This window comes from Neobacillus niacini (assembly GCF_023715415.1).
Classification (GTDB): domain Bacteria; phylum Bacillota; class Bacilli; order Bacillales; family Cytobacillaceae; genus Neobacillus; species Neobacillus niacini_C.
Genome location: NZ_JAMBOB010000015.1, coordinates 20,972 through 42,870, shown reverse-complemented (window position 1 = coordinate 42,870; position 21,899 = coordinate 20,972). Strand labels below are relative to the sequence as shown.

Below are 21,899 nucleotides of genomic sequence, written 5' to 3'. Positions count from 1 at the left end.
AAATCAACTAAATAGTAACGTTCTAAAATATTGACACCCTAAACAAAATTATCTGCCTCAAGATGTACTGCTGGCAAAGGTAGAATAGGAATTGAGAAAAGCTATGTCCGATATTTAATGAAGGGAGTAGTGCAGATGAAGCCAACAAATAAGACCGAACTGAACAAAGGATTGATGACGCTTTCAATAGATGTCGCAGCGTATGACAGTTGTAAATATCAAAGTTTACAAGAGGTAAGATTAATTACATCAGAGGTGAACAGTAGATGAACAAATTTTCCAAGGATTTTATATTCGGCACAGCAACATCTTCCTATCAGATTGAAGGAGCATTTAAGGAAGATGGCAGAAGCCTTTCTATATGGGATGTATTTTCCCGCACACCTGGAAAAGTTCTCAATATGGATCATGGCGATATCGCCTGTGACCATTACCATTTATACGAGAAGGATATCGAGATATTAAAGACACTTGGTGTCGACTCATACCGCTTTTCCATTGCCTGGCCAAGAATCTATCCAGAACAGGGACAATATAACGAGGCTGGAATGAATTTTTATAAAAAATTAATCTTCCTTTTGAATGAAAATGGAATCAAGCCTGCTGTTACGCTCTACCATTGGGATCTGCCAATGTGGGCTCATGAACAAGGGGGATGGACAAACAGAGAGTCTGTGGATTGGTTCATGGAGTATGCAGAAAAATGCTTTGAGGAACTTGATGAACATGTAGATATGTGGATTACCCATAATGAACCCTGGTGCGCTGGTTTTCTCGGTTATCATCAAGGAATCCATGCACCCGGACATACGAATATGGAGGAAGCGCTGAAGACAGTCCACCATATTCTGCTGTCCCATGGTGAAGCGGTATCTCTGTTAAAAGAAAAATTCGTGTCTGCAACACCGATTGGGATTACGCTGAATCTATCGCCGATGTACCCAGCAAGCAATTCTGCCAATGATCTGCTGGCTGCCAATAATGCAGACGGCTACTCTAATCGCTGGTTCCTCGATCCAGTGCTCAAGGGTTCTTACCCTGTCGACATGATGAATCTGTTCTCCAAATACGTCCATTCCTATGACTTTATCTATGAAGGGGATTTGGAGAAGATATCGGTCGATTGTGATTTCTTCGGAATCAATTTTTACAGCCGCGGCTATGTTGAGTTCAATAGTGCTTCAGATTTTCTGTTCAAAAATGCGTTTTCCAATTACCCCAAGACAGGCATGGGCTGGGATATTTCACCGGTTGAGTTCAAAGAGCTGATTCGCCGTCTCCGCAAAGAATATACCAATCTGCCAATCTTTATCACTGAAAATGGTGCGGCATTCGACGATCACGTTTCGGAGTCAAACACTGTCCATGATCCAGACAGGCAGGAATACGTTGAACAACATATTCAGGCAGTTGCCGAGCTTAATGAAGAGGGCATGGATATTGCCGGCTATTACTTGTGGTCTTTGTTAGATAATTTTGAATGGGCATTTGGCTACGAAAAACGTTTTGGTATTACGTATGTTGATTTTGAAACACAGGAAAGAATCCTTAAGGACAGCGGTTATCGTTATGCCGAAATTATCAGAAACCGTTCAATTTAAATCCAAATCCAATACCTTCGGAGTGAGAAATGATGAAAAAATACCGATTTGATGATAATCAATATTTTGTAATTGAAGATTTCGATCAGGCAAAAACTTTTTCGAGCTTCCTGCCGGGATTAGCAGGCTTATATGGTATACCAATCTGGGCTTTTTACGTAAACCGAGGCCAGGCGATGGTCAGCTTCGGCGTTCAGGATAAAAATCATGCGATAACAGAGTTTTACCCGGCAAACCAGGCATACCAGCGTGTATCGGCGAATGGCTTCCGCACTTTTATAAAATTGGATGGAAACACAATTATTGAACCGTTCTCTTCTTATGGAAGTAAAAAGGACCGCTCGAGAAACATGTATATAAAAGAAAACGAACTGAAAATTGAGGAGATTAACCATCGATATGGAGTGAAAACGCTGATTACGTATTTCACCCTGCCGAATGAGAACTTTGGTGCATTGGTAAGGAAGGTTGAAATAGAGAATCTATCTAAAGAATCAATTGAACTTGAGGTGCTTGATGGACTTCCAGCCATCATCCCATATGGCGTCGATGATGCGGCTTATAAAGCGGTTGGAAATACGCTGAAAAGCTGGATGGATGTGTTTAATCTTGAAAACGGCATCCCGTACTACAGAGTCCGCTCGTCTACGAATGATTCGGCGGAGGTGCAAGAAGTCTCGAAAGGACATTTTTATTTAAGTTTTGATGATAAAGGTCAATTGATCAAACCGATTGTGGATGCGGATCTAATCTTTGGATCGAACCGTTCATTTTCTTTCCCGGATGAGTTTGAAAGCAGAACAATTCAAGAGTTATCAAATGCTATGCCAGTTACCTCCAATAAAGTCCCTTGTGGATTTTCCGGCCAGGGGAAATCGCTGGGACAAGGAGAAAAAATCACTTTCCATACGCTTGTCGGACATGTGAAGAACATTGAGATAATGAATGAAAAGGCTGCTCAAATCACGGAAAGCGGATATTTGGAAAGAAAATATGAGGAAGCACAGAACCTTGTTACGGATATTACGAAGGACGTACAAACAAAAACGGCTTCACCTCTATTCGACGCATATGTTAACCAGAGCTATCTCGACAATGTGCTTAGGGGGGGTTATCCAATTCCATTGGAAACAGAGGAAACACCTTTTATATATTATGTTTTCTCCCGTAAGCACGGAGATCTGGAAAGGGACTATAATTTTTTCTCGCTCGCACCTGAGTTTTTTTCGCAAGGCAACGGGAACTACCGTGACGTAAACCAAAACCGCAGGAATGATGTGTTTTTCCATCCTGAAACAGGTGACTACAATATCAAATTGTTTATGAGCCTCATCCAAGCGGATGGATATAACCCTCTTGTTGTAAAGGGAGCAAGCTTCGAAATAACGGACCAATCCGACTGGGCATGGATTGAAGAACTGGTGACTGATCAGAAGGATGCTGACATGGTTAAGAAAAAGCTTGAGGGAACTACCTATACACCAGGGGATTTACTCCAGACAATTTCAGACACCGGCATTGAGCTGACACTGTCACTTCCGAATTTCTTGAAAAATGTCCTTACCAGGAGCAAACAAAACATCGAAGCGGAGTTTGGAGAAGGCTACTGGATGGACCATTGGACCTATAATCTGGATCTGATTGAAAATTATTTGAAGGTCTATCCAGAAATGAAAAGGCAGCTTTTATTTGATGATTCTACTTATAAATACTTTTACAGTCCTGTATTTGTGAATCCTCGTTCGGAAAAATATGTCCTGACAGATGGCAAGGTTCGCCAATATGATGCAATCACTGAATTGGGTCATCAAGCAGGCTCCAACTGGGTAATGAAGGCAGATGGAGATTTTTACACATCAAATCTTTACAGCAAGCTCTTTTCGCTGGCTCTTCTTAAATTCTCCACTTTGGATCCATTTGGAATGGGAGTAGAGATGGAAGCGAACAAGCCGGGATGGAATGATTCCATGAATGGAATTCCTGGATTGTTTGGATCAGCTATGAGCGAGACACTTGAGCTAAAGCGCCTCCTTGAATTTGTCATTCGTTCTGATGAAGAAGGGAAGCGTGAGGTGGACCTGCCTGTTGAAGTAGTTGAGTTGGTGAACGTTGTTCATGGAAGTCTGATTCAATTCGAAAATGGCGAGTTAGATGATTATAGCTATTGGGACCAAGTATCGACAGCTCGTGAAAAATATCGTGAATCAGTGAAGAACGGATTCAGTGAAGCAGAAAAGACAATTGAGCTTAATAACCTTACTGCTTTTGCGAATCTCATGCAAAAGAAAACAGAAGCGGGAATTGCTAAAGCAACTTTTATTGGTAATGGTTTGGTGCCAACGTATTTCTATTTTGAGGCTAAAAACTGGGAGAAAATCACAGGTAATGATGGGATGGAAAGGCTAAATAAGAAGGGGCTTCCGCTCGTCAAGATCCATTCATTTAAAGTATTTATGCTTCCGCATTTCCTTGAAGGTCCTGCAAGGGGAATGAAGAGCGCAGAAGTGCAATCAGCCCAGTCCGTTTATCAGCATGTAAGGAATTCTGATATTTACGACACAAAACTGAAAATGTATAAAACGTCTGGGTCATTGGAAAATCAATCCTTTGAAATTGGTCGTGCCAGAGCATTCACGCCTGGATGGCTTGAACGCGAATCCATATTTATGCATATGGAATTCAAATACCTGCTTAGCGTCCTGAAGTCTGGCCTGTACGAGGAGTTTTTTGAAGATATCAACTTTGCGATGCCGCCATTTATGGATCCGGAAGTTTACGGAAGAAGTGTACTTGAAAATTCATCATTCATCGCCAGCAGTGTAAATCCGGACCAGAGCCTGCATGGTCAGGGCTTTGTAGCAAGGCTGAGTGGAACAACAGCAGAATTTCTAAGCATCTGGCAATTGATGATGATGGGCAAACAGCTTTTTGGAGTGAAAAAAGAAGAATTGACATTTAGCCTGCAGCCAATTTTACCGTCATGGCTATTTGATTCAAGTGGTAAGGTGCAGTTTACATTGCTGGGCAAGACAGAAGTAACCTACCACAATCCATCAAGGAGAAATACCTTTGGAAACGATGGTGTAAAGACAGTGAAATATGTTCTCCACATGGACGGTGAAGGGATAGAAATTAATAGCCATCAACTGCAAGAATCCTACTCCAAATCGGTCAGAGATGGAAAAGTAGAAAGAATGGATGTTTATCTAGATTAATAGAACAGAGGTGCTGATACGTGGAATTAAAAGTAATCCAGACAGCGAAAAATACCGGAGAACGCTTTGCGGAGAAGGAGAATGTCTCGCTAACAAATGCAGCAAATGAACAAACTCCAGTGCTGATGCTTGTGCCAGAAAAGAAGTATCAAACATTTATGGGATTTGGCGGAGCATTTACGGAGGCTGCTGCATACACACTTGCGCAAATTTCAGAAGAGGAGCGTCTCAAAGTAATAGATAGCTATTTTAACAAAGAGATAGGTTTAGGGTATAGCCTTGGAAGGACTCACATACACAGCTGTGATTTTGCCTTGGAGAACTATACCTATGTTGATGAAAATGATGTTGAATTAAAAACGTTTTCGATTAAGCGGGAGCAGAAATACGTCTTGCCGCTCATCAAGGATGCTGTGAAAGCAAGGGGAGAGGACCTAACTATCTTGTCCTCTCCCTGGAGCCCTCCTGCTTGGATGAAGACAAATAATGAGATGAACAATGGCGGGAAACTGAAGCCAGATTTCTATGAAACATGGGCTTTGTACTACACCAAATATATTAAAGCCATGGAATCAGAAGGAGTGCCAATTTGGGGGATTACCGTCCAAAATGAACCTGAAGCAACGCAGGTTTGGGATTCGTGCAGATATACAGCGGAAGAAGAACGCAACTTCGTTAAAAATTATTTAGGGCCTGTTATGGAAAAGGAAGGTCTTGTGGAGAAGAAAATCATCATCTGGGACCACAACCGGGATATTGTTTATGAACGGGCAAAGACGATTTTGTCAGACAGCGAGGCTTCAAAATATATCTGGGGCACTGGCCTTCACTGGTACGTATCGGAAGAATTTGAGAACTTGAGCAAAATTCATGAAGACTTCCCCGAGAAGCACCTGATTTTTACTGAAGGATGTATTGAAGGTGGTGTCCAGCTGGGTGCCTGGCATACAGGGGAAAGGTATGCAAGGAACATAATGGGCGATATCAATAATTGGCTCGAAGGCTGGATTGACTGGAATATTGTCCTCAACGAACAGGGCGGACCGAACCATGTAGGCAATTTTTGTGACGCACCAGTGATTGCTGACACTAAAACTGGTGAAGTCCACTACAACAGCTCGTATTACTATATTGGTCATTTCAGCAAATACATCAAGCCTAATGCAGTGAGAATCGGACATGAACTGAATCACGAATTTTTGAAGGCAGTTTCCTTCCGGAATGTAGATGGTTCCATTGTCGCAGTCGTCATGAATGTTGAAGACAAGCAAGAGTCGTTCACGATTTCGGTCGGTGGAAAGAATGCCAGAGCTGAATTGCCAGAACACTCGATTACCACTTTCATTATTAAAAACTAGAAAGTTAAGATTTTCCACCTCCTGGTCATAACAAAAAGAGTTTTACTTTAAGAGTTTTAATGAAAGGGGGTGGTTTTTCCTAAGAAAAATCTGGTTTGATCTCTTGTAAAAATAATGAAGGAGGAAATGGAATGAAGAAGACTCTGACCATTTTATTAAGTGCTATGATAGTCATACCTGGGGCTGGTTTTGCGGCTTCTAAGGGCCAGTCGGCCAATGAACTTGCAGCAGAAAATCTAAAAAACAAGCAGAATAAATCTGAGTGGTCGCTTGTTTGGTCGGATGAGTTCAGTGGTTCCAAAATCGACCGCAGCAAATGGACCTATGATATTGGGAACTGGATTGTGGATGAGGATGGTAATGGAATCACTTCAGGCTGGGGGAACAACGAGAAAGAGTATTATACGGATTCTAATGAAAACGCTTTTATTGACGATGGAAAACTTGTGATAAAAGCGAAAAAAGAACAGGTTACTGATCAGTTCGGATCCTATGAATATACTTCCGCAAAACTGAAGACAAAGGGCCTGTTCAGCAAAAAATACGGCCGCTATGAAATTAAGGCAAAACTGCCTGTTGGAAAGGGGCTTTGGCCAGCAATCTGGATGCTTCCTGAAGAAGATAAATATGGTTCCTGGGCGGCTTCAGGCGAGATCGACATAATGGAGGCATGGGGAAGCAGACCGAATACAGTGGCAGGGACAATCCATTATGGCGAAGGCTGGCCAAATAACAAGCATACCGGCAAAGAGTTTATGCTTCCTGAGAAAAGGGGAATCGACAGCTGGCATACATACGCCCTGGAGTGGGAGCCTGGGGAGCTGCGCTGGTATGTCGATGGAGAACTCTATCAAACTCAGAATAAATGGTATTCAAAAGGAAAGGATAATGCAGCAAACTACACCTATCCGGCCCCTTTTGACCAGGAATTCTATTTGGTCATGAACCTTGCCGTTGGCGGATGGTTTGACGGGAATCCAGATGAAACGACGAAATTCCCAAGTCAAATGGAAATAGATTATGTCAGGGTATACGACCTGAAAAAACGTGACTACCGCGGGGCTGTTGAGCCAGCAGCGGGACCGGTGGTATTGCCTTCTGATGCTAAACAGCCGCTGGAAGACGGAAACCTGATTTATGATCAAAATTATCAAGAGACAATTACTGATGTGGAACAGCCTGGTGAAGAGCTAAATCCTATGTATTGGAACTTTGTCCATTTACCGGAGTTTGGCGGTGGAGGCAGTCTATCTGTGGAAGACATCAATGGCACAAATTTTGCTAGAACAGATATTACCAATCCCGGTTCTCAGCTTTATTCCCTGCAAATGATCCAGAACATTTCTCTTGGTAATGGCGGGAAGTATAAGGTCAGTTTTGATGCTAAAACAACAGCACCAAGGAATATCATGGTCAAGGTTGGTGCCGGAGCTTCACGAGGCTGGGTGAAATATTCGAATGAAGAGATGTTTAACCTGACTGGCGAGCTTCAATCCTATGAATTCACCTTTGATATGTTAAACGACACGGATATTGAGTCAAGGCTCGAATTCAATCTTGGCGGGAACGGGACAACCCCAGTCTGGATCGGCAATGTAAAAGTCGAGGACATCACTGGAGCTCCTGTAGACGAAGGTGCAGCAAAGCAACCGCTCGCAAATGGGAATCATGTTTATAATGGAACGTTTGACCAGGGCGGCCTGGATCGGCTGATGTTTTGGAATTTCTCAGTCAATGATGCAGTTGCCACGGCATCTGTTTCTGAACAGACTCGAGAACTCCATGTGGAGATCGAAGATGGAGGCGCTGAGCCCAAAGACGTCCAGATGAACCAAAAAGGAATCTACCTTGTTAAAGGAAATGACTATAAAGCTACATTTAAAGCAAGAGCCGACGAGGCGAGAACGATTCAGGCGGGCATTTTGAATAAGGATGGTTCAGTGGATTATTCTGGAATGCAAACAGTCGAGATTACCTCTAGCATGGAAGAGAAGACATTCGAATTTACGATGGGAGAAGAAATTTCTGATTCGCAAGCTCAAATTGTCTTTAATCTTGGAGCAGGAACTGGCGATGTTTATTTAGATGATGTAGTCCTTCTTAAAACCTCTGACATTCCGGATTATGGAAACACAGATTTGTACCCTTTAAAAAATGGTGATTTCACTCACGGTTTGTCATCATGGGGAAATTATGTACATTATGATGCCAGTGCCCAAATAATGGCGGAAAATGGCGAAATAAAAGTGGCAATCGGCAATGAAGGCAATGAAACATGGAGTGTCCTTTTGGAACAGGCGAATTTAAGCCTTTCTAAGGGAGTAACCTATGAGCTCTCGTTTGCGGCTCGCTCTACCAAGGAGAGAGAGGCTGAGATTACGATTGAAAACGCTCAGTACACAAGATTTTTCAGTGAGGCGATAGCACTTAGTGATCAAATGCAGCTATACACATATGAGTTTAACATGCCTGTCGATGACATTGCTTCCTTTAAGGTGCTTCTAGGTAAAAATGGTTTGTCGCCAATCGGCAGTCATGATGTATTCATGGATGATGTGGTGTTGAAAGTAAAGGACGCACCAGCCCAGCAGGAGCCCGTTTCCACCCCTGGAATTGACAATGGAACAATTTCAGATGGAACAACCAGTTGGTCCTCATGGTGGGGAGATCAGTGGAGCGGTTATGGTGAAGGAACAGTGACTGCTGAGAATGGAGAATTGAAGGTAGCTATATCTAATATTGGAAATGCTTCTTATTCTCCGCAAATTTATCAGAAGGGATTGCTTTTTGAAAATGGCAGCAGCTATACAGTTGAGTTTGATGCAAGAGCAGACATGCCAAGGAAAATGAATGTCAATATAGGAAAAGAGCTTACAGTTGACCCCTGGTTCGTCAGCTATATGCCAATGAAAACAATTAATTTAACGACAGAAATGACCCGGTACAGCTTTACTTTTGTCATGAACGAAGAAACTTATGATAATGGAAAAATGGTATTTGAGCTTGGTAATATTTTAGAAGGCAATGCAGCAACAAATATTTACCTTGATAATATCAGCATAAAACAAAATTAAGTTTTCAAGGGGGCAGAACAGCTTTTATATTCTGCCTCTTTTTCCATCCATCATTACACTTCAGATGCCTGAAGACCTTGATAAACAGCACTTGACGCACACCATGTTAAAGATATTACACACTCTCATCTTACGGGCGGCATGATGTAATCTGCCCCTCGAATCCTTGATAGATAAGGATTTGTTGGTAAGATGAGAGTAGTTTGCTTTCTAACATTTTGCCAACATTGAAGAAATTAACGGAGGCTACTCATGAGTTCGATGAACTTGTGGGAAGCTTCTTTTTTTCCTTCTACAAGAGTTTTATTCTTTGGTAATTTGCCTAATCCAATCTAATCTCTGAGAATACACTGTTTAGAGAGTGAAATGGACAAGGAGAGTGTTTAAATGGGTCAAAGACATACGAGTTTTGGTGTCAATGAGTTCGATAATGATTTAGAATCAGCAGATCAGAGACATACGAGTTTTGATGGTGTTAATGAGTTCGAAAATGATTTAGAATCGACTGGTCAAAGACAAACGAGTTTTGATGGCGTTAATGCGTTGGATAATGATGTACCAAACATGAAAATGAGTGACCTTGTCAAGAACCATGTATGCAAATGTAACAGACACAAGCGTAATAAGAAGAAAAGATACTGTTGTAATTCAAAAAAAAGATCGATGTAACCTTTTGAAAAATAGACCAAATACAGTAATTATAGTATTAATCTTTTTCATGTTTTAAAAAAATGTACAAGTCTAGTCAAGAGAGGAATACTTCTCATAAATTATAAGGGACATCAACAGGACAAGCATAAGTAGATATTATTATGAAAGAGGTGATAACTTGTCACGGAGAAAACAAAGATTTATGGGTGAACCTTTTAGAGAACCCAACAAGCATAAATATTCCGGTGAACCCATGAAACAAAACTCCTTCGAAGAACCAATACCAATGCCTAAGGAACAAAAAGACGCTAGCCGTTCATTAGACAAGAAACAAAAAGACACTAGAAGTTCATCAGACAAGAAACAAAAAGGGGCTAGCCGTTCATCGGACAAGAAACAAAAAGATACTAGCCGTTCATCAGACAAGAAACAAAAAGAAAAGAAGCGCAAAGACGATGGCCATTCAGTAGACAAAAGCTATGAAGATACCATAAATTCATCAGACGGGAAACAAAAAGACACTAGCCGTTCATTAAACAACGAACAAAATATTGAGGTAAGTATTATTATCCCGTCTTATAATAGGTACCCTCTTAATTTATTTTCGCTCTATGCTCTTGAAAACCAAACTTTCCCTCTCTCAAAAATGGAAGTAATCTTCATTGATGATGCCTCAACAGACGAAACAGAAAAGCAACTAAAAAACTACAAACCTCCCTATCATTTTAAATACATTAGAAATATGCAGAATTTAGGCAGAGCAAAGGTACGGAATTTAGGAATCCAATCCTCCAGAGGAAAAATCCTAATCTTTTTAGACGCGGAAATGATCAGTGAACCTGATTTTGTTAAAAATCATTATGATTTCCACCAGTCAAATCAAAATGCAATTTTATCAGGTGTAATGCACTCTAAAAATATTTTATCCTGTATTTTCCCCGAAACGAGCAAGACTACACTTACAACGTTAAACACGAAAAATAATCCAACAGTTTCAAAGGTATTAAAAAATTATCCACAGTCTATTCATTCACCATACCCACTACTAAATAAAACAGATATATCCAATCAATCTTATAAAGATTTAACCGTTAAGACAAATGGATGGTTTAATGTAATCACTCAAAATTTTGGAGAAGAGTTAAAAGGATTCCAGTTTCCATGGATGGCATTCTTAACAGGAAATGTTTCATTTACTAGAGAGTTAATTAATAATTCCGGGATGTTTGATGAGGATTTTATTAAATATGGATATGAAGATTGGGAGTTAGGATACCGTTTATATAAAAAGGGAGCAAAGTTTTTTGTCAAGGATAATTTGGTCACTTATCACCAAGACCATCCTATTGGAGAAAGTAAATGGAAAGAGGCAATTGAAAATTATAATCTATTTATTACCAAGCATCCTGACGTTGAAGTACTAATACTAGGATTAGAGCTTGCTCGAATGACAGATTTATTAACCATGAACAAAATGGTGCAGGAATATAATCAGCTTGTCAAAAGTGGAACATTTCCATCATTTCAAACAAAATTTATATCAATCCTTGAAGCTATCGCCTTGCTATTGAGAGTTGATATTAGGCATTTCAATGTTTTAGGGGCGTGTGGGTTTGGAAAAACCCAAAAAAAGGAGCTTGAAAAAGACATCAAAGCGCTGGAGAAGCTAAAAAATTACCCTGCTTTAACTACGTTTTTGAACAAAATTATAAACTCATGATGGGGGTGAAAAGAGATGGTTTCAGTCATTACTTGCACGATGAGAGAGAATTTTATGGACAATGTGTTTGAAAATTACTCACGGCAAACCTTGGATAACAAGGAACTAATTATTATTTTAAATAAAGATTCAATGAATATTGATAAATGGGTCGAAAAAGGAAAGACTTACCCTAATGTTAGAGTATATCAACTTCATGAAAAAGCTACACTAGGAGATTGTTTGAATTTTGGTATCATAAAATCTAATTATGATATTATTGCAAAGTTTGATGACGATGATTTTTATGGACCCAACTATTTGGCTGGTGCCACGAGGCCCTTGAAACAGAATTTAGGTTCAATTGTAGGGAAGAGCGCTTATTATATCTACTTTAAACGGAAAAATGCATTGATCTATGTACAAGGACCAGAGAATTGTATTACAGATACTGTTGCAGGGGCAACCTTAGTTTTTAAGAAGGAAATATTTAAAGATGTACAATTCGAAAAATTAAATCGGGCAGAGGACTACTTTTTTATTGATCAAGCTAAACAATGTGGTCATAAAGTTTATGCACTTGATCGTAATGATTTTGTAGTGATTCGCCACGATACAGAAAACCATACTTGGAAGGTTTCTGATGAGGAATTAATGAGCTGGGGCAAATTGGTTACGAATATGGACGACTTCCAATCAATTATTTCAAAGATAAATCTATAAAGAATTGTTTTTATATGCAGCTGAGTTTTCTTCGACAGAAAATTTTTCAAGAAAAAGAGGAAAAGGTTGGTTCAAAAGGATTTACTGCACTTCCAATCAAACGATTAGTTAGTATTAAATTTGTTTCTATTTGTTAAAAAGTGTATTTCGTTAGTTTCTATTGTCAGTTTTTAAGTTGGTTTCTAACAATTACAATTTTTTTACGACAATTAATTCTCATGAAAACAGCCAATATTGCGTTTTTTAAAAGGGCTAAGGCGGTATTTAATAAACGTTTAATTAGTTGATTTGGTTTTAACCAAACGATTGATTAGAATTGCTTTAATTGCTGTCAAACCTGCGTTTCTTCCTCCATGGTAGGAAGAGTATTGTCGAAAAGAGGATCTAGTAAAAATGGTGGGAATCTATTGAATGGAGGGAAGCTATACGGTTGAAAGTAAGTAGCGGTAAACAAAACGTGCTAAAATAGAATTAGTCATTTTAGAGAAAAGGGGATAGGTGAAATGAATCAATATCGTACTGATTCCATGTCAGTTGATGAGTATTTTCAAATCCGTGAAAACTCTGATGTGTTACTAGAATATATTGATGGATTTGTTTATATGTCACCATCACCATCGACAAAACATCAACGTATATCCAGAAAGCTTGAGAACAAATTTGGGGATTTTATTGAAGGTAAACCATGCGAGTTATTTCATGCGCCATATGATATTGAATTAAAAGATGAAAAGGTGAAGGGAACCAAAATTGTCATCCCAGATATCAGCATCATATGTGATAAAAGTGGTTTTACAGATGCTAGATATGTTGGTGTTCCAAGCCTAATCGTTGAAATCTTAAGCCCCTCCAATCAGTCACATGACCTGATTACAAAGTTAAATCTCTATATGAATTATGGTGTTAAAGAGTATTGGATTGTTAATCCAATGTTGAACGCTGTAACGGTATATGCTCTCAATGATGAAAATATGTATGAACAACATGATATGCAAAAAAACAAAGGCGATGCTACATCTAGATTGTTTGAAGGTTTTCGAGTTGATTTAGAGGATGTTTTTAAGAATTAACCGTAGAGTCGCGCGGCAGGCTTCACATGCTCACGGTTTTTTTATACTATAACGGTATTAATATTGAAATGTTATGAGGTTGAGGACAATGAGTACAATTTTAGACATTGCTAAGCTTGCAGGTGTGGCCAAAAGTACGGTTTCACGGTATTTAAATGGCGGCTCGGTTGGGGAAGCGACGAAGAAGAAAATTGAACAGGCAATTACTGAAACGGGATATTCTCCCAATCCATTTGCACAGAGTTTGAAAGCGAAGAAAACGAATATTATAGGCACAATTGTCCCGCGGCTCGATTCCTATGCTGCTTCACAAACGTTAATTGGCATCGATGAACAATTAAAGAAAATGAATTATCAGATGCTTATTTCCAATACAAGTCAGAATCTTGAACGAGAGATTGAAAGCATTTATAGCTTCGCCAATCAAAAGATGGCGGGGATTATTTTACTTGCTACTGAAATCACAGATCAGCATATCGAGGCATTCGAAAGTGTTAAGGTTCCAGTACTGTTAATTGGACAAGAGCATGAGGACTTTCATAGTCTAATTCATGATGATTTTCATGCCGGTTATGCGATGGGGCGGTATGTACTAGAAAAGGGGTATAGGAAGATTGCCTATCTAGGTGTAACGGAGCGGGATATTTCAGTAGGCGTAAAACGTAAGCAGGGGTTTAAAAAGGCGATACAAGAAGTAGACGATTGTGATGTTCGCTTTTATGAGACATTATTCAACATTCCAGCTGCGCAAACTAGTGCAAAAGAAATCATCCATGAATTTCGGCCAGCCATCTTTGTTTGTGCAACCGATAATATTGCACTTGGGGTCTTGAAGGCATCATATTCAGAGGGAATTACCATACCGCAGGACCTAGCCGTTACAGGTTTTGGAGGCTATGATGTGACAGGAATTATTCATCCAGGCATAACGACAGCAAAGTTTTTTTACAAAGAAGCGGGGGAAAGTGCTGCAAGACATATTATAGAGCTAGTCAATGAACGCTCTGTGGAAAAAGTTACCGTTTCTAAATTTGAAATTATTGAGCGAGAAAGCGTTGACAATCTCTTGAACCGTCCTCTATAATAAAGACAACGAAACCGGTTCCAATTAAGAGAACCTATCCACTTGGTAACAAATGGATTTGGCTTCTCTTAAATATTTTTTTAGTAAACATTGGAACCGGTTCCTTTTATGGGGTGTTTTTATTTTTTTGATCTCAAATGGAACCGGTTCCGAAAATTAAATGAAAAGAGAGGGATTAGGATGGATCATCAAAAAATTGCTCGGGAAGTATTGGATGCCATTGGCGGTAAGGAAAACCTTTCGGCTGCAGCACACTGTGCCACACGCCTACGTCTTGTTTTACAGGATGAATCAGCCGTTAACCAAGCAGCGTTGGACAACATGGATGTCGTGAAAGGAACCTTTTCAACAGGAGGTCAGTTTCAAATTATCTTAGGATCTGGAACAGTGAACGAGGTCTATAGGTACTTGGCGGAGATGTCAGGTCAAACAGAAATGTCAACAAGTGATGTAAAAGACGTAGCGACGAAGAAACTAAATCCGATTCAGCAATTTGTCAAAATGCTGTCAGACATTTTCGTTCCGATTATTCCAGCGATTGTTGCTGGCGGTTTATTAATGGGGATAAACAATGTCTTAACTGCTCCAGACTTATTTATTGAAGGAAAATCCTTAGTGGATGCCAATCCAGAAATGGCAGATTTAGCGGCACTTATTAATACTTTTGCAAATGCTGCCTTTGTCTTTTTACCTATACTAATTGGTTTTTCAGCAACGAAACGGTTTGGTGGAAATCCTTTCCTTGGGGCTACGCTTGGAATGTTAATGGTTCATCCTGACCTATTAAATGGGTACGGTTACGGTGCAGCAGTACTGAATAATGAAGTCCCATTTTGGAATCTTTTTGGTCTAGAAATAGAAAAGGTAGGTTATCAAGGAACCGTACTCCCTGTACTTGCCGCGTCTTTTATTCTTGCAAAAATCGAAACATCCTTACGTAAGGTTGTTCCATCTGCCTTAGACAATCTATTAACACCGTTATTGTCTATCTTTATTACCGGAATTTTAACGTTTACTTTGGTAGGGCCGCTGACACGCTCAGCTGGTAATCTTTTAACAGATGGAATCGTCTGGCTATATGACTCAACAGGTGTGATTGGCGGTATTATTTTCGGATTATTGTATGCACCAATTGTTATTACAGGAATGCACCATAGCTTTATTGCGGTGGAAACACAATTGCTTGCCGATGTTGTGAAAACAGGTGGATCATTTATCTTCGTCATTGCGGCAATGTCAAACATTGCACAAGGAGGAGCGACTCTTGCGGTGCTAAAAACAACGAAAAATGCCAAGATCAAAGGAACGGCTTCCGCGGCGGGGATTTCAGCCTTACTAGGGATTACAGAACCAGCGATGTTTGGGGTTAATTTGAAATTACGCTATCCATTTATCGGTGCCATTATTGGCTCTGCCGTTGGATCTGGCTTTGTTACGTTGTTCAAGGTAAAAGCGACTGCACTAGGGGCTGCAGGTATACCAGGAATTATCTCGATTCGCCCAGATACCATTATTTCTTATATTATCGGTATGGCCATCGCATTTGCCGTAGCATTTATCGTTACGATTGTTTTAGCGAAAAGAGACGAAAAAAAAGCAGTGAAACAAACTACTGATCAAGCAGCTGCATAACAAAAAATGAAAAGGAGAATCCCGTGATTCTCCTTTAGTGTATTAGGAGTGAACAGCATGGAATGGACAAAAGAGCAGCGATACAGAACCATGGATGAGGTATCTGAAGAGGAAATTCAAGCGTTGGCCAAACGAGTCAATCAGTGCCCGTGGCGCCAGTCTTTTCATATTCAGCCCGTGACAGGATTGTTAAACGACCCGAATGGTTTTAGTTATTTTAATGGAGAATATCATTTATTCTATCAATGGTTTCCGATCGGGCCGGTTCATGGGTTAAAGCATTGGTATCATACGAAGTCCAAGGACCTGGTTCACTGGGAAGATGTTGGAATGGGCATTGAGCCTTCGAACGAGTTTGATTGTCATGGGGCGTATTCCGGAAGCGGGATTGAGCACGATGGGAAATTATACTTCATGTACACAGGCAATACCCGTGATGCAGATTGGAATCGTCACCCCTACCAATGTTTGGCAGTGATGAGTCCTGATGGCAGTATTGTCAAAATGGATGAGCCGGTGATTGCAGATGTTCCAAGCGGTTATACTGACCATTTTCGCGATCCAAAGGTCTGGAAAAATGGGGACATCTTCTATGCAGTGATTGGTGCCCAAAGGGAAAATGAGACTGGAAGTGTAGTTTTATTTCAATCTAAGGATTTAGTAGATTGGAAGTTTATGGGCGAAGTGAAGACAGGGCTAGGTGAAGAGTTCGGTTATATGTGGGAATGTCCTGATTATTTTGAGCTGTATGGGCAAGGCGTACTTCTTTTTTCCCCACAAGGGTTAAAAGCAGAAGGCGACCACTATCAAAATATTTATCAATCAGGGTATGTAGTTGGAAGTGCAATAGATTTAGAGAACATCGAATTAAAGCATGGTGTCTTTCATGAACTGGATCGGGGCTTTGATTTTTATGCACCACAAACAACGGTGGATCATCAGGGGAGGCGGATTTTAGTCGGCTGGATGGGATTACCGGAACTTGACTATCCTACAGATAAAAATGGCTGGGCACACTGTTTAACACTTCCTCGAGAGTTAACGGTAAAAGAAGGAAAACTCATTCAACAGCCAGTCGATGAGTTGAAATTGCTGCGTGGGGAAAAAGTAGAAACAAACCTTATGGTTGAGAGTGAAACAATTTGTTTGGATAACTTTAAGGGAGACGTGTATGAGCTGCTTGCGGAATTCTCTGATAGTACCGCTGAGGAGTTTGGTTTGGAACTCCGGGTTGGCGAATATGAGAAAACCATCATTAAATATGATCGTGTTGCGAAAAAGTTGGTGTTTGATCGGACTGATTCGGGCGAATCTTTCGCCAAGGAGTTTGGTACCGTTCGAAAATGCACGGTGGAAGCTGAAGAGTTTTCATTCCGTATCTTTGTTGATGTTTCCTCTATTGAAGTGTTCGTAAATGATGGAGAGGAAGTATTTACCGGGAGGATTTTTCCTGGTGAAAATAGTAATGGAATCCGTATATTTTCCCGCGGTGGCGAAACGAATGTTCAGGTTGTTAAATGGGATATCAAGTAATCTATTTGATGTAAGAGAGGTGAGGAAATGGGAAAGCTTTTTTCGATTGGTGAAGTGTTAATTGATTTTATTCCTCTTCAAAAGGGAGCAGCCTTAAAGGATGTTGTCTCTTTTGAGAGAGCTCCTGGGGGTGCGCCGGCAAATGTGGCAGCTGCTGTAGCCAAATATGGACAGAAAGCAGCGCTGATTTCTAAATTAGGAAAAGACGCATTTGGTGACTTTTTAGTTGAAAAGCTCGTCGAGGCGGGTGTTGAGACGGACAAGGTATACCGGACTGGAGAGGCGAATACAGGCTTGGCTTTTGTTTCGTTAAAAGAGAACGGGGAACGTGACTTCTCATTTTACCGTAATCCTTCCGCTGATTTGCTATTAAGCGAGGGGGAGATTGATTCAACATGGTTCCAAGCTGGGGATATCCTCCACTTTTGCTCAGTTGACCTGGTGGAAAGCCCGATGAAACAGGCTCATAGAAAAGTAATTGCCGCAGTTTCAGCTGCGGATGGCTTGGTCAGCTTTGACCCAAATGTGCGACTTCCGCTTTGGGAAGATCCAGAGGACTGTCGTAGGGCAATTCTTGAATTTTTACCGACTGCAGATATCGTAAAGGTTTCGGATGAAGAGCTTGAATTTATTACGGGTATAAAGGATGAGTCGGAGGCGCTACAATCGTTGTTCGTTGGAAACGTGAAGGCAGTTGTCTACACAAAGGGAGCTGCTGGGGCTGATTTGATTTTAAAAGAGCAAAAGTTTGTATCAAGCGGATACTCTGTTGAACCAATCGATACAACTGGAGCAGGTGATGCGTTCATTGGCGGATTTTTATTTCAACTACTAGAATTGCATGCCAATCCGGAAAACATTGAGGAAGTGCTGCGAGATCACCAGGCATCTATTCTCCAATTTGCCAATGCTAGCGGGGCTCTCACTACAACAGGAAAAGGAGCTATCTCTGCTCTGCCAAATAAGAGAGAAGTTGAGAAGCTTATAGGAAAGTAATACGTATTTAGTGTGTGATTTCGCATCGATTTTGTTTTTTTTCTATTTTGTATAAAAATGTATGGGCGGCATGATGTAATTTAACCTCTCTTTTATGAGAACTGTTTAAGTGCATGAGACTACCAAATTGAAGTGTCAAAAAATAATTACTTGGAGATAAGAAATGTTAGAGGATGAATTGAAAGAATCGTTATTCAACGACCTTTTGAATCATCCTCAATAATTTAATATATTTGAAAAGGTCTTTCATCAGCTTGCGGAACTGGTGGGAGGCCTTTTTCTCAATTTCGTTACATAAGATGAATTACTTCGTCATTCTAATATTCGCGAAAAACGCATTACACAAAGTATAAGTAGTTTTTTTTGTAGCATTTTCTGCCATTTAACGAACGTTTAATGTAATTATTAAATTAATATTCGTCTTTTTTATTGCCAAAATGATAGTTTTTAATTATAATCTAAAAGTGTAAGAGATAGATAAAACCGGATCCTTGTATGGTGTTAATCACCATTCAATAATACTTTTTTGAATTGGAAAGTGAGGCCAGATATGACGCAGCGAAGAGTACCTTATCTCATCTTGGCTCCAGGATTGATTCTCTTGATTTTATTTTTGGTGTTACCTCTTATTTCTACCATTTTCCCAACATTCTTTAATGGAGGGTTTACCTTTTCAAATTACACCTCATTCTTCTTGGATGAGTATAATTTTGGGATTTTTTGGCGGACGATAAAGATTTCACTGATAGCAACTCTGATTTGTGTAGTGTTAGGAGTTCCGACGGCCTACTACATTTCACAAAGTCCGAAAAAATGGCGCGGTCTATTAATGTCGGTCACATTGTTTCCGTTGTTAACGAATTCGGTTGTGCGGAGTTTTGCATGGATTACAATTTTGGGACAAGACGGTATGTTAAATAATGCTTTGATGAATATTGGTTTACTTTCTAAGCCGCTTACGATGCTTTATACAGAATTCGCCATTGTCATTGGCTCTGTGTATCTCTTCTTGCCATTAATGGTTATTACGTTAGTAGGAATTTTAGAGAACATTGATTCTGAAATTATGGAAGCAGCAGAAACGTTAGGCGCCAATCGCTTGATCGCTTTTGTGAAGGTTATACTGCCATTAAGTGTGCCGGGGATTATTGTTGGCAGCATTTTAGTTTTCACAGGTAGCTTGACGGCTTATACAACCCCACAATTATTAGGTGGAAATCGAAACATCATGTTAGCTACCTTCTTATATCAAAATGCAACTGCACTAGGAAACTGGCAAGGTGCAAGTGTCATTGCTTTGATTATGATTGTGGCGACTTTAATCGTGATGAAGTTATTCAGCTGGATTGCGGGACGCATGGATAAAAGAGGTGAGGCGAGTGCGTAAAAATATAGGTTTAAAAATCTTTGCCGGTCTAGTTTTTGCATTTCTGTTAGTTCCTTTGCTCATTATCATAGTGACTTCTTTTGGAACAAACACAACTATTCAATTTCCAATTAAAGGTTTTACCCTTGAGTGGTACAGTAAGGTATTTAACAATGAAGCATTTATGGACAGCTTCTTTCTAAGTCTGCAAGTAGCATTTATAGCGACTCTCTTGGCATTAATTATTGGTGTTCCAGCTGCTTATTCTTTGGCACGCCACAGGGTGTTCGGGCGAAATTGGATTAAGAGTTTTTTCCTTTCTCCAACGATTGTACCTGGCTTGGTAGTTGGATATGCTATGTATCAATTTATAGTCATTAAGTTTCAATTTCCTATCATCCAAGGATTGTTTTTAGGCCATTTCTTGATTTGCCTGCCTTACGTTATTCGGGTGGTTGGTTCAACAATTGAGCAGCTAGATTTTTCAATTGAAGAAGTTTCGTGGACGTTAGGGTGCACAAAATTACAAGCATTTATAAAAGTGGTATTACCCAACATTACTTCTGGAATTTTTGCTTCCTTCATGTTGGCATTCATTAATTCTTTCAACAATATACCGGTATCTCAGTTTTTATCAGGACCAGGTGTAACCATGCTGCCGACAAGCTTAATGAATTATATAGAATATAACTATGATCCATCAGTATCTGCTTTATCAGTCATTTTAATGTTAGGTACGATTGTTCTGATGTATGTTATTGAGAAGACGTTAGGGTTAGCAAGTATTTCATAGGAACAACCAGGATTTTAACAGCGAAGGGGGTAAAACAGCATTATGTCCTATGTTGAATTAAAAGATATTCGTGTGAGTTATGACAACAAAGCCAATATTTTAAAAGATTTAAATTTATCAATTGAAAAGGGCGAATTGGTTTCCTTGTTAGGCCCATCAGGCTGCGGGAAAACAACCACTTTACGCGTCATTGCCGGATTAATTGAGCCGAATGATGGCGAGTTTCTTGTTGACACTCAAAACTTAACGAAGGTGCCCGTTCATAAACGTGAATTTGGAATGGTATTTCAAAGCTATGCATTGTTTCCCCATCTAACGATAAAGGAAAATGTTGCGTTCGGCTTGAAATTACGTAAGGAAAAAAAGAATTCTATCGACAAAAAAGTAAAAGATATTTTAGCGATTACAGGATTAGAAGAGCTGGGCGACCGCTATCCTAAACAACTTTCAGGCGGGCAGAGACAACGAGTAGCGTTAGCGCGCGCCTTAGTCATCGAACCAAAATTATTATTATTAGATGAACCATTAAGCAACTTAGATGCTAAATTACGCTTGGCAATGCGTATCGAAATTAAACGGATTCAAAGGCAATTAGGCATTACATCTGTATTTGTAACGCATGATCAAGAGGAATGTTTCTCCATTTCAGACAGAGTTGCTGTTATGAATAAAGGGGTAATTGAACAGTTTGACACACCTGAAGAAATTTATAATAATCCAAAAACAGAGTTCGTGGCCCGTTTTATTGGGTTTGAGAACTTTTTTGAATTAACACCAACAGAAGAATGGAACTATAAAGCAGTTGATGGAACAGTTTTCCATAGTACTCGCGATTGGGAGCCAGGAAAGCATACGGGAACCATCCGTCCGGATGATATCGAGATTACAAGAAATAATAAACAAAATGAAAATAATATGGTGTCAGGGATTATAAAAGTTCGAACGTTCCTTGGCAAGTCCTACCAATATGAAGTCGAAACACCTATTGGCAAATTACTCGCAAATAAAACAGATGATGTGGTCTATCAAGTTGGAGACGAAGTCACATTATCCATGCCATCTCACAAACTAATCATAGTTTAAAACATCCAAGAAAAGGGGAGA

Annotated in this window: 15 protein-coding genes; all 15 read left to right on the top strand. The window is 39.9% G+C overall.

What is annotated here, in order from left to right; translation table 11 throughout:
* Positions 1 to 266 precede the first annotated feature (266 nt).
* The 15 genes from M3189_RS24000 (at position 267) to M3189_RS23930 (ending at position 21,878) form a co-directional block, all read left to right on the top strand.
* Complete coding sequence (locus M3189_RS24000; protein WP_251638880.1) at positions 267 to 1,601, top strand: GH1 family beta-glucosidase; 1,335 nt, start codon at positions 267 to 269, stop codon at positions 1,599 to 1,601.
* A 32-nt stretch (positions 1,602 to 1,633) separates the two neighbouring features.
* The gene (locus M3189_RS23995; protein ID WP_251638878.1) at positions 1,634 to 4,816 is read left to right on the top strand and encodes a cellobiose phosphorylase; all 3,183 of its coding nucleotides are present in this window, start codon (positions 1,634 to 1,636) and stop codon (positions 4,814 to 4,816) included.
* A 20-nt stretch (positions 4,817 to 4,836) separates the two neighbouring features.
* Positions 4,837 to 6,174, top strand: coding sequence for a glycoside hydrolase family 30 protein (locus M3189_RS23990; RefSeq protein WP_251638876.1), 1,338 nt, complete (start codon positions 4,837 to 4,839; stop codon positions 6,172 to 6,174).
* A 131-nt stretch (positions 6,175 to 6,305) separates the two neighbouring features.
* A complete protein-coding gene (locus M3189_RS23985; RefSeq protein ID WP_251638874.1) occupies positions 6,306 to 9,248 on the top strand; it encodes a carbohydrate binding domain-containing protein in 2,943 nt (980 codons plus the stop codon).
* Positions 9,249 to 9,635: 387 nt separating this feature from the next.
* Complete coding sequence (locus M3189_RS23980; protein WP_251638872.1) at positions 9,636 to 9,917, top strand: hypothetical protein; 282 nt, start codon at positions 9,636 to 9,638, stop codon at positions 9,915 to 9,917.
* Between the two features lie 160 nt (positions 9,918 to 10,077).
* On the top strand, positions 10,078 to 11,619 hold the full coding sequence (locus M3189_RS23975) for a glycosyltransferase (RefSeq protein WP_251638870.1): 1,542 nt from the start codon (positions 10,078 to 10,080) through the stop codon (positions 11,617 to 11,619).
* Positions 11,620 to 11,634: 15 nt separating this feature from the next.
* Complete coding sequence (locus M3189_RS23970; protein WP_251638868.1) at positions 11,635 to 12,321, top strand: glycosyltransferase; 687 nt, start codon at positions 11,635 to 11,637, stop codon at positions 12,319 to 12,321.
* 503 nt (positions 12,322 to 12,824) lie between these two features.
* Positions 12,825 to 13,391: a Uma2 family endonuclease gene (locus M3189_RS23965; protein ID WP_251638866.1), complete on the top strand. Its 567-nt coding sequence runs from the start codon at positions 12,825 to 12,827 to the stop codon at positions 13,389 to 13,391.
* 88 nt (positions 13,392 to 13,479) lie between these two features.
* Entirely contained in the window at positions 13,480 to 14,475 is a 996-nt protein-coding gene (locus tag M3189_RS23960; RefSeq protein WP_251638864.1) for a LacI family DNA-binding transcriptional regulator, read from the top strand.
* A 180-nt stretch (positions 14,476 to 14,655) separates the two neighbouring features.
* Complete coding sequence (locus M3189_RS23955; RefSeq protein WP_251638862.1) at positions 14,656 to 16,107, top strand: sucrose-specific PTS transporter subunit IIBC; 1,452 nt, start codon at positions 14,656 to 14,658, stop codon at positions 16,105 to 16,107.
* A 57-nt stretch (positions 16,108 to 16,164) separates the two neighbouring features.
* On the top strand, positions 16,165 to 17,640 hold the full coding sequence (locus tag M3189_RS23950) for a sucrose-6-phosphate hydrolase (protein WP_251638861.1): 1,476 nt from the start codon (positions 16,165 to 16,167) through the stop codon (positions 17,638 to 17,640).
* 27 nt (positions 17,641 to 17,667) lie between these two features.
* Positions 17,668 to 18,636 (top strand): carbohydrate kinase family protein, encoded by a 969-nt coding sequence (locus tag M3189_RS23945; RefSeq protein WP_251638860.1) that lies wholly within the window; start codon positions 17,668 to 17,670, stop codon positions 18,634 to 18,636.
* A gap of 550 nt (positions 18,637 to 19,186) precedes the next feature.
* The gene (locus M3189_RS23940; protein ID WP_251638859.1) at positions 19,187 to 20,023 is read left to right on the top strand and encodes an ABC transporter permease; all 837 of its coding nucleotides are present in this window, start codon (positions 19,187 to 19,189) and stop codon (positions 20,021 to 20,023) included.
* Entirely contained in the window at positions 20,016 to 20,795 is a 780-nt protein-coding gene (locus M3189_RS23935; protein WP_251638857.1) for an ABC transporter permease, read from the top strand. The genes M3189_RS23940 and M3189_RS23935 overlap by 8 nt, the downstream gene beginning before the upstream one ends.
* A 42-nt stretch (positions 20,796 to 20,837) precedes the next feature.
* Positions 20,838 to 21,878: an ABC transporter ATP-binding protein gene (locus M3189_RS23930; protein WP_251638855.1), complete on the top strand. Its 1,041-nt coding sequence runs from the start codon at positions 20,838 to 20,840 to the stop codon at positions 21,876 to 21,878.
* The last annotated feature ends 21 nt before the right edge of the window (positions 21,879 to 21,899 follow it).

Coding starts and splice junctions, on each gene's coding strand:
- M3189_RS23985 (WP_251638874.1), top strand. CDS start 6,306: ATGAAGAAGACTCTGACCATTTTATTAAGTGCTATGATAGTCATACCT.
- M3189_RS23960 (WP_251638864.1), top strand. CDS start 13,480: ATGAGTACAATTTTAGACATTGCTAAGCTTGCAGGTGTGGCCAAAAGT.
- M3189_RS23995 (WP_251638878.1), top strand. CDS start 1,634: ATGAAAAAATACCGATTTGATGATAATCAATATTTTGTAATTGAAGAT.
- M3189_RS23945 (WP_251638860.1), top strand. CDS start 17,668: ATGGGAAAGCTTTTTTCGATTGGTGAAGTGTTAATTGATTTTATTCCT.
- M3189_RS23955 (WP_251638862.1), top strand. CDS start 14,656: ATGGATCATCAAAAAATTGCTCGGGAAGTATTGGATGCCATTGGCGGT.
- M3189_RS23930 (WP_251638855.1), top strand. CDS start 20,838: ATGTCCTATGTTGAATTAAAAGATATTCGTGTGAGTTATGACAACAAA.
- M3189_RS23965 (WP_251638866.1), top strand. CDS start 12,825: ATGAATCAATATCGTACTGATTCCATGTCAGTTGATGAGTATTTTCAA.
- M3189_RS23980 (WP_251638872.1), top strand. CDS start 9,636: ATGGGTCAAAGACATACGAGTTTTGGTGTCAATGAGTTCGATAATGAT.
- M3189_RS23970 (WP_251638868.1), top strand. CDS start 11,635: ATGGTTTCAGTCATTACTTGCACGATGAGAGAGAATTTTATGGACAAT.
- M3189_RS24000 (WP_251638880.1), top strand. CDS start 267: ATGAACAAATTTTCCAAGGATTTTATATTCGGCACAGCAACATCTTCC.
- M3189_RS23940 (WP_251638859.1), top strand. CDS start 19,187: ATGACGCAGCGAAGAGTACCTTATCTCATCTTGGCTCCAGGATTGATT.
- M3189_RS23950 (WP_251638861.1), top strand. CDS start 16,165: ATGGAATGGACAAAAGAGCAGCGATACAGAACCATGGATGAGGTATCT.